Here is a 14,420-nt window from a genome sequence, read left to right as displayed (position 1 = left end):
GCGACCCGGCCCCGTCAGCCGGTGTACTCGAAGTGCCAGGCCTCGGGCTTGGTCCCCGTCGGGCGCGCCCACGCCGGCAGGACCCAGTTGTAGACGCCGACGTGCTGGGTGAGCCAGGCGTACGCCGCGCCGCCCGTGCCGCCGGGGAGCCGCGAGGTCGACACGTCGATCGCCATGCCCCACCCGTGGTTGGAGGTGCCGGGCTTGGCCGCGAGATCGCCGTACACGGCCTTGAACAGGACCTGCGTGTCGTAGTCGCGGTAGGAGTCGTTGAGCGGCAGGTCGAACCCGAACTGGTTCCTGAACTCGATGTTGAGCATCTCCAGGTCGAAGGCCGCGTCGCACTCGAGCGACTCCACGGCGTCCCAGGACAGCGTGCACAGCTCCTCCTCGGGAAGCCGGCCGTTCTCGTACAGGGAGGTGATCCGCGTGACCGCGGCGCCCTGACGGCCCACGAGGTAGTAGCTCGAGGCCCACAGCAGCTCGCCGTCCACGGTGACCTGGATCCATCCGTCCTGGGTGGTGCCGGTCGGCACGAGGGCGGTCCCCTCCGCGACCTGTCGCGCGACGTCGAAGGTCGTCGCCGGACCGGTGCGGAGGTTCAGCGTCGTGGCCACGTACACGTACACCGTGGTGTGCCGCAGCGTGGTCCCGAGCGCCGCCGACAGGTCGATGATCCCCGCCGCGTCCAGCCGGTACAGGTACGCCGCCATCGCATCGCGGGTGATCGAGGCGAGGGGCCGGTACTGCGCCCCGCTCGACGTCGACCAGCCTGTGGTCACGCCGGCCGAGGCGAGCCACGCGATCTCCTTGGCGAACGGCGTGCTCGCCGTGACGTCGACGAACGGCGAGGTCGTCGGGAAGGTGAAGTCGGGCGAGCCCGCGAGCCGGTACAGGAACGCCGCCATCGCGTCGCGCGTGATGGACTTCGTCGGCCGGTACTCCACGCCGGTCGCCGTCGTCCAGCCCGTGGTCACGCCGGCCGAGCGCAGCCAGGTGATCTCGCGGTAGAACTGCCGGGAGGTGGGGACGTCCACGAACGGCGACACCGACGGCTGAGCGAACGCGGGGGAGCCGGCGAAGCGGTTGAGGAACGCGGCCATCGCGTCGCGGCTGACCGGTTCCGTCGGCCGGTACTGGGCGCTTCCGTCGGCCGTGACCCAGCCCGTCGAGATCCCGGTCTCGGCCATCCACGCGATCTCGGTCGCGAACTGGGAGTACGTCGTGGCGCCCTGGATCGCGGACACGTCGGTGAACACGGCGGACGTCGCGGAGAGCACGCCGACCAGCGGCGAGTCGTCGGCCGGCTCCGGCTCGGGCTCGACCTGCTCGGCCGGGGCGTCCTCGGTCGGCGCCTCCGTCGGATCAGGGGAGGCGGATGCGGAGGGCTCGGGCGACGGCGTCGGGGATGCGGTCGCCGCCGGCTCCGGTGCCGAGGTGAGGCCCGTGTCCGGCTCGGTCGAGGCGGAGGGCGCGGGGGTGGACGAGGCCTGGGGCTCCGCCGCGGGGGAGGCGCTCGCGGCGGCATCCGGGTCGAGAGGTCCGTCGGAGGCCTCGGCGCCGCTCGGCAACGTGCCGATCAGAAGCGCGCAGGAGGCCGCCAGCACGGTGAGGGTCCGCGCCTGGGCGCGGACCCATCGCCACTGCGGCTGCGCCGGCTTCACGTTCGCGGAGCTCCCTTCCTGGTCGGCGCCAGCGGTCGCGTGGCGCATCCTTGTCATCGGCACGTTCCCCGTGCGGCACGAGGCCGGTCGATCAGCATCGCGTCACCGCGGCCTCGGGCGGAGGCGGGTCGCGATGCTCAGAGGCCCTTGGCGTCGAAGCGGCTGAGGAACGCGGCCATCGCGTCACGGGTGATCGACGAGGACGGGCGGTACTCCTTCTTGCCGTTCGACAGGCTCCAGCCCGTGCTGATCCCGGTCGAGGCGAGCCAGCAGATCTCCTTGTAGAACATCGAGGAGGGCTTCACATCGACGAAGGGCGAGGTCGAGGGTGCGGTGTACGACGGGGACCCCGCGTAGCGGTAGAGGAACGCCGCCATCGCCTCGCGCGAGATCTTCGACTTCGGCTGGAAGTCCGCGGTGCCGTCGCCGTTGCTCCAGCCGTTGGTGATGCCCTGGCCGGCGAGCCAGGTGATCTCGTCCTCGAACGCGGTGCCGGAGATGTCGACGAAGTTGTCGGAGCCGGTGATCTTCGGGGAGCCCGCCAGGCGGTACATGAAGGCGGCCATCGCCTCGCGGGTCACGCTCGACAGGGGCTTGTAGACCTTCGCGCCGTAGCCGTTGTCCCAACCGGTGGTCACGCCCTCGTCGGCCAGCCACTGGATCTCGTCGGCGAAGGCGGAGTAGTACGTCGACGACTTGTCGGCCGCGATGTCGCAGATCAGCACCTCGCCGTCGACCGTCGGCGCGGACGAGCTCGAGAGCTTCGTGGTCAGCCCGACCTTGTCCTTGGACAGCGAGATCCGGGAGGCGCAGGCCTTGGCCGTGGCATCGGTGTAGAACTCGCCCCGCTGCGAGGTGGACGCGGGGGAGAACTGGAGGGTGTAGGTGCCCTTGGGCAGCCCCGTCAGCGAGTAGCTGCCGGTCGAGTCGGTGGTGGCCGTGTAGGTCGACGTGCCCTTGCGCGCGTACACCTTCACGTTCGCGGCGGCGCCGCCGGAGCTGTTCTTCACGGTGCCGAAGATCGAGTAGGTCGACGGGGTGCCGGAGTACTTGGCGAAGTCCTGCGTCGTGTACGCGCATCGGGTCGACGAGTCCCAGGCGAAGCCGATGCCGATGTCGGTGTACGAGCCGCGCAGGTTCTTCTCGTGCCCGGACGACGCGATCCAGGCCTTCATGATCGCCTTGGCCGCGGCGGCGGCGGAGGAGTAGCCGCACGCGAAGCCGACGTTCTCCGCCGCGCCCGTCCAGCCCGACGGGATCTGCGAGAACACGTTCGGGTTGTGATACATCCGACCCTCGGCGAGCATCTTCTCGCTCCACGTCTGCGCCACCTTCGCCGCGCCCGTGTTCCAGTGCAGCGCCGAGAGGCCCTTCGAGGCCCGGTAGTCGTTCGTGAGGTCCAGCAGGAGGCTCGAGGGGGTGAGCGCCTGCGCCGCGGGCGCCGTGGCCACGGGGATGGTCACCGCGAGGGCGAGCGCGCCGAAGGCGGCCAGGAGCCGCGTCGAACGCGTGCGGAACGTGTGCTGCATGGTGCCTCCTTCACGCCCGGTTGGAGAGTGATTGGGCGATCTGTCCGGCACCATTAACGGCACATTGGCGCTGGTATGTAAGCCGATAACGGTGTGACTTTGGCCACGTCCGGCCCGAACTGTGCGACACGTGTGAGGAATGTCACGCGGCGAGGGCGCTCCCGAGGCCTCCGACGGGGTCATATCGAGGGGTCCCGAGCGCTCGCTAGAATCCTGGGGTGACCGAGACGCCCCAGACCGACGAGCACCGCTACGACTTCCGCGCCATCGAGGACCGCTGGCTCCCCGTGTGGGAGGAGCGCCAGCCCTTCCGCTCGGGCCGCGAGGACGATGCGCGTCCCACCAAGTACGTGCTGGACATGTTCCCGTACCCCTCGGGCGACCTTCACATGGGCCACGCGGAGGCCTACGCCCTCGGCGACGTGATCTCGCGCCACTGGGTGCAGAAGGGCTACAACGTCCTCCACCCCATCGGCTGGGACTCCTTCGGCCTGCCCGCGGAGAACGCGGCGATCAAGCGCGGGGTCGACCCCGCCGGCTGGACCGAGGACAACATCGCGCAGCAGAAGGCGTCGATGAAGCGCTACGCGTGCTCCTTCGACTGGGACCGCGTCCTGATGACGCATCGTCCCGACTACTACCGCTGGAACCAGTGGATCTTCACGCGGCTGTTCGAGCGCGGCCTCGCCTACCGCAAGCCCAGCCAGGTCAACTGGTGCCCGAACGACCAGACGGTGCTCGCGAACGAGCAGGTCGTGAACGGGCTGTGCGAGCGATGCGACACCGCGGTCACCAAGAAGAAGCTCACCCAGTGGTACTTCAAGGTCACCGAGTACGCCGACGAGCTGCTCGACGAGCTGGAGAACCTGCGCGGCTCGTGGCCGTCCAAGGTGATCGCGATGCAGCGCAACTGGATCGGCCGCTCCGCGGGAGCCGACGTGTCGTTCACGATCGAGGGCCGCGACGAGCCGATCGCCATCTACACGACGCGCCCCGACACCCTGTACGGCGCGACGTTCATGGTGGTCGCGGCGGACTCCGACCTCGCGGCCGAGCTGGCCGAGGGCGCGGACGACGCGACCCGGGCCGAGTTCGCGGCGTACGTCGAGCGCGTCAAGGGTGAGAACGAGATCGACCGCCTCTCCACCGACCGGCCGAAGACCGGCGTGTTCCTGCAGCGCTACGGCATCAACCCGGTCAACGGCGAGCGCCTGCCCATCTGGGCGTCGGACTACGTCCTCGCGGACTACGGTCACGGCGCGATCATGGCGGTGCCGGCTCACGACCAGCGCGACCTCGACTTCGCTCGCGCGATGGACCTGCCGGTCCGGGTGGTCCTCGACTGCCGGGACGATGCGGGCGAGCCGTTCGGCGACCCCGTCGAGACGGGCGTCGCCGCGACGGGCGACGGCGTGCTGGTCAACTCGGAGGCGCTGAACGGCCTCGCGAAGGCTGAGGCGATCGCCGCGATCACGGCCGAGCTCGAGGCGGCCGGCACCGGCCACGCCTCCACGAACTACCGCCTGCGCGACTGGCTCATCTCGCGCCAGCGCTACTGGGGCACGCCCATCCCGATCGTCCACTGCGAGACCTGCGGCGAGGTCCCGGTCCCCGACGACCAGCTCCCCGTGACGCTGCCGCCGGCCGAGGGCCTCGACCTCAAGCCCAAGGGGCAGTCGCCGCTGGCGGCCGCCACGGACTGGGTGAACACCACCTGCCCGACCTGCGGCGGTGCCGCCCTGCGCGACACCGACACCATGGACACCTTCGTCGACTCGTCCTGGTACTTCCTGCGGTTCCTGTCTCCCCAGAAGACCGACGGGCCGTTCGACCCGGTCCAGGCGAAGCGCTGGGCGCCCATCGACCAGTACGTCGGCGGTGTGACCCACGCGATCCTCCACCTGCTGTACGCGCGCTTCTTCACCAAGGCGCTCAGGGACATGGGGATGATCGACTTCGGCGAGCCCTTCTCCGCGCTCCTCAACCAGGGCATGGTCCAGATGGACGGCTCCGCGATGTCGAAGTCCCGCGGCAACCTGGTGCGCCTGTCCGAGCAGCTCGACGAGTTCGGCGTCGACTCGATCCGCCTCACCATGGCGTTCGCCGGGCCGCCGGAGGACGACATCGACTGGGCTGACGTCTCGCCGGCCGGGTCCGCGAAGTTCCTCGCCCGCGCGTGGCGCCTCGCCCGCGATGTGACCTCCGAGCCGGGCGTCGACCCGGCGACCGGGGACGCCGCGCTGCGGGCCGTCACGCACCGGACCCTGGCCGAGTCGCAGGAGCTGGTCGAGGGCTTCAAGTTCAACGTCGTGGTCGCGCGCGTCATGGAGCTGGTCAACGCCACCCGCAAGGCCATCGACGGCGGCGCCGGGCCCGCGGACCCGGCGGTCCGCGAGGCCTCCGAGGTGGTCACCATCCTCCTCAGCCTCTTCGCGCCGTACTGCGCCGAGGACATGTGGAGCATGCTCGGCCACCAGGACGTGGCGCTGGCGACCTACCCGGCCGTCGACGAGTCGCTGCTGGTCGAGGAGACCGTCACCTGCATCGTCCAGGTGATGGGCAAGGTGCGGGACCGCCTCGAGGTTCCCCCGGGCATCGGCCAGGACGAGCTCCGTGAGCTCGCGCTCGCGGCACCGGGCGCGGTGCGTGCGATCGGCGACGCGGGCATCCGCACGGTCATCGTGCGCGCGCCCAAGCTGGTCAACATCGTCACGGCCTGACCCATGGCTGGCATCGGCGTCGTCACGGACTCGGCGGCCTCGCTGCCCGCCGAGGTCGCGGCACGCCATGGCATCCGGGTGGTGCCGATGCAGATCATCGTGGACGGCGAGCCCTTCCTCGAGGGCGTCGACATCACGCCCGACCAGGTGATCGCGCACCTGGAGGCCGGGTGCGACGTCACCACGTCGCAGCCGTCGTCCGAGGCGTTCCTGGAGGCCATCCGCTCCGAGGCGGCCGCCGGGGCGAGCGGCGTGGTGGTCGTGACGCTCTCGTCCGAGCTGTCCGGGACCTACGCCTCGGCGGTCGCGGCGTCGACCGCCGGCGGCCTCGCCGTCGAGGTCGTCGACTCGCGCACGGTGGCGATGGCGCAGGGGCTCGCGGCGATCGCCGCGGCTCGCGCGTCATCCGCGGGCGGCACGCTCGCCCAGGTCGCCGCCGCCGCGAGGTGGACCGCCGAGCGGTCGACCTGCCTGTTCACCGTCGAGACCCTCGACCATCTGCGCCGCGGGGGACGCATCGGCCCCGCGGTGGCCGCCGCCGGCAGGGTGCTGGGGATCCGCCCGGTGCTCGCGGTGGAGGACGGCCGGATCGCGCCGCGGTCGCGAGCCCGCTCCGGCGCGCGCGCCAGGTCGGCGATCGCCCAGGAGATCGGGGCGGCGCTCGCATCGGCGCGCGGCCTCGGGGCGCCGGTGGGGCTCGCGGTCCTGCACGCGGGTGCGCACTGGGAGCTCGATGTCGACGGCTCGGCCGCGGATCTGGCGGTCGACGGACCCGTCAGCGCGGTGCTCGCGGCGCACACCGGCCCGGGGACGGTGGCCGCGATGGTGGCGCCGCTGGCGACGCTCGACGCGCCGCCCGGCTGACCGCTCGTTCGCGCGGCGTGGCTGAGCGCCGCGCGCGACCGGGTGAGATGTCCCCGGCCGTCGCGCTGCACCGAGCGATCCCCGTGTCGGGTGCCGCAGGGCCCGGCGACGGGGACGCCGCCCTAGCGTCGCCGCATGGACGATGCGGACGCCGTCGAGGCGCGATGGGCACGAGGGCTCGAGCAGGCGGCGCAGCGTGCCTACGCGCGCACGCATGGGGTCGAGCCCGAGTCGCGCGGCGCGGCGGCCGGTCGCGCCCGCTGGCGCATCGAGCCGCGTGCCGCGGCCACCGCCGTCGTCGTGATCGTGCTCGTCGGCGCAGTAGCGTGGTGGGGCCTGCGCGATCCCGGGGCCGTCCCCCTCCCTGACGCCTCGGTCTCCTCGCCGGCGCTCGTGCCGTCCTCCTCCGCCGGCGCCGACGCGCGGGTGCTGGTCCATGTGAGCGGGTCGGTCGCCGCGCCCGGGCTCGTCGAGCTCGCGGCAGGCGCACGGGTGGCGGACGCGGTCGAGGCCGCGGGCGGGATGCTGGCGGCGGCGGACGAGTCGAGCGTGAACCTCGCCCGGCCCGTCCAGGACGGCGAGCACGTCGTGGTCGCCGTCGAGGGTGAGGCGGTCGCCGACGGGAGGATCGATCTCAACCGTGCCGACCCTGCCGCGCTCGAGGGGCTGCCGGGGGTCGGCCCGGTGCTGGCCGCGCGGATCACCGCCGATCGGGAGGCCAACGGGCCGTTCACGACGGTCGAGGACCTGGGACGGGTGCCCGGGGTCGGGCCCGCGATCCTCGCGGGCATCGCCGACGTCGCGACCGTCGGGTGAACGGCCACGATGCGCGCCTGGTGCCCGCCGCGGTCGCGGCCTGGTCGGGCTCGCTGCTCGCTGTGGCGGGGCCCGCGCCCCGGCGGTGGGCGATCGTCGGCCTGGCCGTCGTCCTGGTGATCGGCGCGGCGGGTCTGCGGAGACGGCGGCCGGGAGAGCCGGCCGGCCGCACCCGCGCGGCCGCCGCGGCGGCGGTCGTGGCGGCGGTCGCCGGATCTGCCGCCATGGCCACGGCGGTGGCCGCGGCCGATGCGCGCGCATGGGCGCCGGTGGGCGACCGCATCGTCCTCGAGGGACGCGTCCTCGAGGTGCGCGGAGGAGCGGGCTCGACGTGGGTCGAGCTCTCCGCCGCGTCGTGGGGTCGCGAGGCGGAGGGATCGCGGGCGGCCGCGTCGGGCGCGGTGGGCGTGGCGCTCGACGACGCCGCGGGCGGCGTGCCGGGCGAGGCGGTGGTGGAGGCCGCGGTGGGCGACACCCTCGTCGTGGCCGGCAGGGTCGTCTCCGGCGCCACGCCGCGTCGTGCCGCGCTGGTGCGCGACGCGGTGGTGCTCGCGCGGGACCCGCCCGCGGGGTGGTCCGCCGCGGTGGTCCGGGCGCGGTCCGGCTTCGCGCTCGCCGCCTCGGGTCTCCCGCAGCCGACCCGCGGGCTCGTGCACGGCATGGTCACGGGCGACGACGCCGCGGTGCCGGCCGCGCAGCTCGCCGAGCTCCGGGTGAGCGGCCTCGCCCACCTGACGGCGGTCTCCGGCGCGCACTTCGCCATCGTGGCGGGCGCGGTGGTGGCCGTCGCACGGCGGGCACGCGCGGCCCGCGCCGTCATCGCCGTGGCGGTGGTCGGCAGCGCCCTCGCGCTGGCCTCCGTGGTCGACGGAGGCGGGTCGGTGGCGCGCGCGGTCGGGACCGCCGCGGTCGCCGCCGCGGCGCTGGCCGTCGGCCGCCCGTCGCGGGCGGTTCCCGCGCTCGCCGCCGTGGTCACAGTGCTGGTGGTGGTCTCGCCCCGGCTCGCCTCGGACCTGGGCTTCGCCCTGTCCGTGGCCGCGGTCCTCGCGATCGGGGTCGTGGCGCCCGCGCTCGCCGTGCCGCTGTCGCGGCGGCTCCACGGGTGGCTGGCGCACGCGATCGCGATGACGGTCGCCGCGCAGGCGGCCTGCCTCCCGCTGCTCGCGTCGATCGGTGCGGATGTGGGCCCGTGGGCGGTCGCCGCCAACGCTGTCGCCGCGCCGTTCGCCGCGCCGGTGACCCTCCTCGGCCTCGCCGCGCTCGTGGTCGCTCCGGCCGCTCCGGTCGCGGCAGCCGCGTGTGCACAGCTCGCCTCCTGGGCGGCATGGCCGATCGCGCTCGCCGCGCGGGCGTTCGCCGCGGCCCCGGGAGGCGACCTGCGATGGCCCGGCGGCGTCGCCGGCGCCGTGCTGGCGCTGGTCGCCGCCGCGCCTCTTGCCCTCGCGGGCGTCGCGCCGCGCCTGGCGCTCGGAGCGCACCTCGGGCTGATCGCCCTGGTCGTGGCGCCCGGCCTGCTCCCGCCCGCGCTCGGAGGCGCCGCGCGCGGGTGGATGGTCGCCGCCTGCGACGTCGGCCAGGGTGACGCGCTGGTGGTGAGCGCCGGGGGCGCCGTGGTGATGGTGGATGCGGGACCGCCGGGCGACGGGTCGGGGGACTGCCTGCGGCGGCTCGGCGTGCGCGCGGTGGACCTCCTGATCCTCACCCATGATCACGACGACCACGTCGGCGGAGTCGAGGAGCTGACCAGGCGGGTGGCGGTGCGGGACGTCTGGCTCCCTCCCGGGGCGAGCGCCGCCACGGTGGCCGACGCACGTGGCGCGGCACACGCGAGGCCGGCGCCGGACGCCGGCACGAGGACCGTGCTCGGCGGCGTCGCCGTGACGGTGCTGCAGGCGGGCCCCGTGCCCGCGAGCCGCGATGGGACCGCGCTCAACGACTCGAGCATCGTGACCCTGATCGAGGCCTCCTCCGGCGCGGGCGGGCTCGCCACGCTCGCGCTGGGCGACCTCGAGCTCGACGGGCAGGCGCGGCTGCTGTCGGGCCTCGCGACCACCTCCGCGGCGCTGTCGGTCGACGTGCTGAAGGTCGCCCACCATGGCTCGGCGGTGCAGGACCCGAGGCTCGTCGCGGCGGTCGCGTCACGCGTCGCCGTGATCTCCGCGGGGGAGGGCAACCGCCATGGCCATCCCGCGCCCGCGACCCTGGCGCTGCTCGCCGGCACTCCGGTGCTGCGCACCGACCTCTGCGGCGACATCCTGCTCGCGCCGGTCGGCGGGGGAGTCGGGCTGGTCCGGCCGTGTCCGAGCGGCGTGGCAGGCTAGTCCCCGTGGCGGCGAGACAGGCGGTGGAGGCGACGTGGCATCGTGCGGCGCCCGCTCCCGTGGTGCTGGTGTCCGGCCCCGAGGCGGTGCTCGCCTCGCGTGCGGTCGAGCGCATCGTCGCGGCGATGCGCAAGCGAGGGGAGATCGAGATCACCCGGCTCGATGCCGCGGGGTACTCGCGAGGCCAGCTTCAGGCGGCCACCAGCCCCTCCCTGTTCGCCGAGCCGGGCCTCGTGATCGTCGAGGCGGTCGAGGCGATGAGCGACGACTTCCTGCAGGACTCGCTCGCGTACGTGGCGGGACCGGATCCCGAGTGCGTGGTCGTCCTGCTGCACGGCGGCGGGGTGCGGGGGAAGAAGCTGCTCGACACCCTGCGCAAGGGGAACGCGCCCGAGTACACGTGCCCGGCGATCAAGAAGGACGCGGACCTGGTCGACTTCGCGGCCGGCGAGTTCGAGCGCGCGGGCAGGCCCACGGGCGCGCGCGCGGTGCGTGCGCTGGTCGACGCGATCGGCTCGGACGTCGCGGAGATCGCGGCGGCGTGCGCCCAGCTGATCAGCGACGTGTCGGGGCCGATCGACGAGCAGGTGGTCGCCCGCTACTACGGCACGCGGGTCAACGCCACCGGCTTCGCCGTCGCGGACGCGGCCATCGCCGGCAAGGGCGGTGAGGCGATCGCCCTCGTGCGTCACGCCCTGTCGACCGGCACCGACCCCGTGCCCCTGGTCGCGGCGCTCGCGAGCAAGCTGCGCACGCTGATCAAGGTCGGCGCCGCGCGCGGACGGCGCCTCGACCCGACCAAGGACCTCGGGATCCAGCCGTGGCAGGTGGATCGGGCCCGTCGCGAGCTGCAGCGCTGGGACGCCGAGTCCCTGGCGCTCGCCGTCCAGGCCGTGGCGCAGGCGGACGCGGAGATCAAAGGGGCGTCGCGCGCGCCCGGCTTCGCGCTCGAGCGGGCGGTCCGCACCGTGGCCTCCCTCGCGTCGGGGCGCTGACGCCCCGGTCGGGACGGGGCGCTACGCCGCCCCCTCGTCGGCCACGCCGGCACGCTCGATGACCTCGACCTCGCCGAACAGGAACCCTTGGAACAGGTCGAAGCCCGAGCGCGCGCACAGCTCGAGCATCGGCTGGTCCTCGACCCGCTCGGCGATCAGCGTCGCGCCGTGGAGGCGTGCCGAGTCGGCCAGGCGCGTCCCTTGGCGGGTGAGGTCGCGCACGTCGATCTTGACGAAGTCGACCAGCCCCAGCAGCGTCAGCTGCGACTCGGTGCCGACGAAGTCGTCGAGGGCGAGGCGGAACCCCAGGTCCCGGAGCGCCATCAGCCGGCGCACGAGCGTCGCGTCGGCGTGGGCCGACTCGACCACCTCGATCACCACGCGCGCGGGATCGCATCCCATGGTGCCGGGCTCGTTCAGCAGGTAGGAGCGCGAGAAGTTGATGAAGGACGGGTGCGGTGCCGCGACGGCGCGCCCGTCCCGGGCGTCGAACGCGATCACGTGCTCCGTCGCGCGGTCCTGGAACCGTGCCGGCCACCGGTCGACGGGAAGCCCGTGGTGGCCGGGGGCTCGGTAGAGCAGCTCGTAGCCGCGGACGGCGCGGCCGGCCGTGACGATCGGCTGGCGGCCGATCGCGCTGCCGGTGCCGTGGCGCGGCAGGTGCGGGGGGTGCCAGAGGCGGAGACCGTGGGGGGAGGCCACACCTTGACACTAGTCCACGAAGGTCGAGGATGAAAGCATCTGCCTCGGACGATGCTCCTCAGCCCGAACGCACGAACGCCCCGGCGCGCCAGGGGCGCATCGGGGCGTCGGGTGCTCGAACCGTCAGAGCGCGGCGACCTGCTTCGCCAGCGCGGACTTGCGGTTCGCGGCCTGGTTCTTGTGGATGACGCCCTTCGACACGGCCTTGTCGAGCTTGACGGAGGCGGTCTTGAGGGCGGTCTCGGCGGAGGCCTTGTCGCCGGCGGCGATGGCCTCGCGCACCTTGCGGACGTTGGTCTTCAGCTCGGACTTGACGGCGACGTTGCGCAGGCGCGCCTTCTCGTTGGTGCCGATGCGCTTGATCTTCGACTTGATGTTTGCCACAGCGTTCCTTCTGCGTTTCTGGGAAAGTTTCGGGGTGGAGCGCGAGCAGGCGCTCACACACGAACGGAAATCATATCAGGGATGGTGCCTCTTGAGCGAGTCCGCGACCCGATCGAAGGTCGCGCGATCGAGCACCGCGCCCTCGCGCCGCACGGCCCCAGGGTCGACCCGGATGATCCGGTCGAGCCGGACCTCGCTCGGGCGCCCCCGACTGTCCCATGGACCCGACCCGATGTCCATCCAGTACCGGCCCCAGCGCGCCTCGTCGCGGGCGTCGGCGTCATGGTCCTTGCTCGACAGCATGAGCGCGAGCAGCCACGGGCCGTCGTGCCCGATCAGGAGGACGGGGCGATCCTTGCCCTGCGCGTGGTCCTCCTCGAACGGGACCCAGGTCCACACGACCTCGCCGGGGTCGGGATCGCCGTCGAGCTGCGGGCGGTACGCGACGCGCGGTCGACCGGTGAAGTCGCCGGGGTAGGCCGCGGTGCGTGCGGCACGCGCCGCAGGGGTCTGCGCCCCGGCGCGCCTCCCCGGCGCCGGTGTGGTGCGGATCGCGGCGACGATGCGCCGGAGCAGGTCGGTCCAGGAGGTGCGGCTCACCCGGCCGACGGTATCGTGCCGTGCTCGTCGTCGGTGAGGGACACGTGGCCGTCGGGGGAGAACGCCAGTCGCTCCGCGGGCACACCGTGCCCGAAGAGGAAGCCCTGGCCGTGGGTCCACCCGTGCTCGATGGCCATCGCCCGCTGCGCCTCGGACTCGATCCCCTCGATCACGCCGTAGAGGTCGAGGTTCGACGTGAGCTGGGCGACGGTCCCCGAGATGCGATCGCCGGTCGAGCGGTCGCCGAGCCGGAGCGTGAACTCGCGGGCCAGCTTGAGCCCCGCCACGGGGTTGAGCAGCACGGAGCTCAGCGACGAGTAGCCGGTCCCGAAGTCGTCGATCACCAGGTCGACGCCGAGCCGGGTCAGGCCGTCGAGGTCCGTGCGCGCGGCCTGGGTGGCGATGAGCATCCCGGACTCGGTGATCTCGAGCCCGAGCCGGGACGGGTCGACGCCGGTGGTCTCGAGCGCGTGCATCACCACGCGCGTCAGGTCGGCGGAGCCGATCTGACGCGTCGAGACGTTGACGTAGATCCGTCCGGGGAACTCCGGGTGGGCGGCGAGCAGCTCGCACGTCTCCATGATGACGAAGGCGCCCAGGGGCACCACGAGGTTCGCCTCCTCGCAGACCTCGATGAACTCCTCGGGCATGAGCAGCCCTCGGTTCGGGTGCTGCCAGCGCACGAGCGCCTCGAACGCCACGGTCTCGCGGGTGTCGAGCCGGACGATCGGCTGGTAGTGCACCACGAGCTCGCCCTCGCGGATCGCGGTGCGCAGCTCCGACTCGATCGACAGCTTGGTGAGGGCGTGATGGCGCAGGTCGGGGGAGAACACCTCGACCCGCGCCCGGCCGCGGCGCTTCGCCGCGTGCATCGCCGTGTCGGCGTTGCGCACCAGGGTCTCGGGCGTGACGCCCGGCTCGGCGAAGGCGAGGCCCGCGCTCACGGTCGGCACCACCTCGTGGCCGGAGACCACCACCGGCGCCTGCACCTCGGCCGCGATCACGGTGACCAGCGCCTCGGCGGCGGCGACGCTGGCGGCCGCCTCGAGCACCACCACGAACTCGTCGCCGCCGAACCGGGCGACCAGGTCGCCCGGGCGGACCGCGACCCGGATCCGGCGGGCGATCTCCTGGAGCAGGGTGTCGCCTGCCTCGTGCCCGAGCGAGTCGTTCACCAGCTTGAAGTGGTCCACGTCGAGGAAGATGCACGCCACGGTCGTGGTGTCGCCGCCACGCAGCTCGAGCGCGGCGCCGAGCTGCTCGAGCAGCAGGGTGCGGTTCGCGAGGCCCGTGAGGTGGTCGTAGAGCGCGCGACGCTCGAGCAGGTCCTTGGCGCGGCGGACCTCGGTGACGTCCTCGATGTGCGCGACGAACCGCGCGGGACCGCCGGGCTCGGCGACGGGTGAGACCGACAGCCGGGTCCACACGGCGTCGCCGGTGCGGTGCACCAGCCGCGTCTGCGCCTGGAAGTAGGGGAGCCCGCCGTCGGCGAGCTGAGCGAGCAGCTCCTCGTCGCGGGAGACGTCGTCGGGATGCGTGAGGTCCCGCAGCCGGTAGGTCCGCAGGCTCATGGGCGAGCGCCCGAGGAGGCGCGCGAAGGCGGGGTTGGCCTCGATGATGGCGCCGTCGGCGCCCAGCACGGCCACGCCGATGGGCGAGCCGTCGAAGACGGGCCCGTACAGCGGGGTCTCGGACATGACATCCCTCTCTGCCGTGGCGCCACGGTGACGCCCCCTCCGCCCTTATGTATCGGCAGTGATGTGCGTCACATGAATCCCGGGGCGGCGCTCGGCCCGCAGTTCGTGGGACCATGGAGGTCTTGTCC

General features: G+C 73.3%; 11 protein-coding genes. 5 read left to right on the top strand and 6 right to left on the bottom strand.

Annotation, left to right across the window (positions count from 1 at the left end; all coding sequences use genetic code 11):
- Window positions 1–14: 14 nt before the first annotated feature.
- Both QQX13_RS02815 and QQX13_RS02810 read right to left on the bottom strand, forming a co-directional pair.
- Window positions 15–1,721 carry an S-layer homology domain-containing protein gene (locus QQX13_RS02815; protein ID WP_301152449.1) on the bottom strand — a complete coding sequence of 569 codons (1,707 nt, stop codon included), beginning with the start codon at window positions 1,719–1,721 and terminating at the stop codon, window positions 15–17.
- Window positions 1,722–1,801: 80 nt separating this feature from the next.
- Window positions 1,802–3,193 carry an S-layer homology domain-containing protein gene (locus QQX13_RS02810; protein WP_301120282.1) on the bottom strand — a complete coding sequence of 464 codons (1,392 nt, stop codon included), beginning with the start codon at window positions 3,191–3,193 and terminating at the stop codon, window positions 1,802–1,804.
- A 218-nt stretch (window positions 3,194–3,411) separates the two neighbouring features.
- Here QQX13_RS02810 and leuS point away from each other — a divergent pair, with 218 nt between their 5' ends.
- From leuS to holA, 5 genes are all read left to right on the top strand, one after another.
- On the top strand, window positions 3,412–5,913 hold the full coding sequence (gene leuS, locus QQX13_RS02805; protein WP_301152447.1) for a leucine--tRNA ligase: 2,502 nt from the start codon (window positions 3,412–3,414) through the stop codon (window positions 5,911–5,913).
- Between the two features lie 3 nt (window positions 5,914–5,916).
- Window positions 5,917–6,777 (top strand): DegV family protein, encoded by an 861-nt coding sequence (locus tag QQX13_RS02800; RefSeq protein WP_301120286.1) that lies wholly within the window; start codon window positions 5,917–5,919, stop codon window positions 6,775–6,777.
- Window positions 6,778–6,912: 135 nt separating this feature from the next.
- Complete coding sequence (locus tag QQX13_RS02795) at window positions 6,913–7,593, top strand: ComEA family DNA-binding protein (RefSeq protein ID WP_301120288.1); 681 nt, start codon at window positions 6,913–6,915, stop codon at window positions 7,591–7,593.
- Entirely contained in the window at window positions 7,590–9,914 is a 2,325-nt protein-coding gene (locus QQX13_RS02790) for a ComEC/Rec2 family competence protein (protein ID WP_301152445.1), read from the top strand. Before QQX13_RS02795 ends, QQX13_RS02790 begins: the two co-directional genes overlap by 4 nt.
- Before the next feature lie 5 nt (window positions 9,915–9,919).
- The gene (holA, locus tag QQX13_RS02785; protein ID WP_301120292.1) at window positions 9,920–10,909 is read left to right on the top strand and encodes a DNA polymerase III subunit delta; all 990 of its coding nucleotides are present in this window, start codon (window positions 9,920–9,922) and stop codon (window positions 10,907–10,909) included.
- A 21-nt stretch (window positions 10,910–10,930) separates the two neighbouring features.
- Here the strand turns inward: holA and QQX13_RS02780 are convergent, their stop codons facing one another.
- From QQX13_RS02780 to QQX13_RS02765, 4 genes are all read right to left on the bottom strand, one after another.
- Entirely contained in the window at window positions 10,931–11,611 is a 681-nt protein-coding gene (locus tag QQX13_RS02780) for an EAL and HDOD domain-containing protein (RefSeq protein ID WP_301152444.1), read from the bottom strand.
- Window positions 11,612–11,734: 123 nt separating this feature from the next.
- Window positions 11,735–11,995 (bottom strand): 30S ribosomal protein S20, encoded by a 261-nt coding sequence (gene rpsT, locus QQX13_RS02775; protein ID WP_062299184.1) that lies wholly within the window; start codon window positions 11,993–11,995, stop codon window positions 11,735–11,737.
- Window positions 11,996–12,070: 75 nt separating this feature from the next.
- Window positions 12,071–12,595, bottom strand: a complete 525-nt coding sequence (locus tag QQX13_RS02770) for a type II toxin-antitoxin system PemK/MazF family toxin (protein WP_301120299.1) — start codon at window positions 12,593–12,595, stop codon at window positions 12,071–12,073.
- Window positions 12,592–14,292: a putative bifunctional diguanylate cyclase/phosphodiesterase gene (locus QQX13_RS02765; RefSeq protein ID WP_301120301.1), complete on the bottom strand. Its 1,701-nt coding sequence runs from the start codon at window positions 14,290–14,292 to the stop codon at window positions 12,592–12,594. Before QQX13_RS02765 ends, QQX13_RS02770 begins: the two co-directional genes overlap by 4 nt.
- Between the last annotated feature and the right edge of the window lie 128 nt (window positions 14,293–14,420).

Source organism: Demequina lignilytica, assembly GCF_030418375.1.
Lineage (GTDB): Bacteria > Actinomycetota > Actinomycetes > Actinomycetales > Demequinaceae > Demequina > Demequina lignilytica.
Note: the sequence above shows the minus strand (reverse complement) of the source record. Positions and strands in the feature narration are given on the sequence as shown.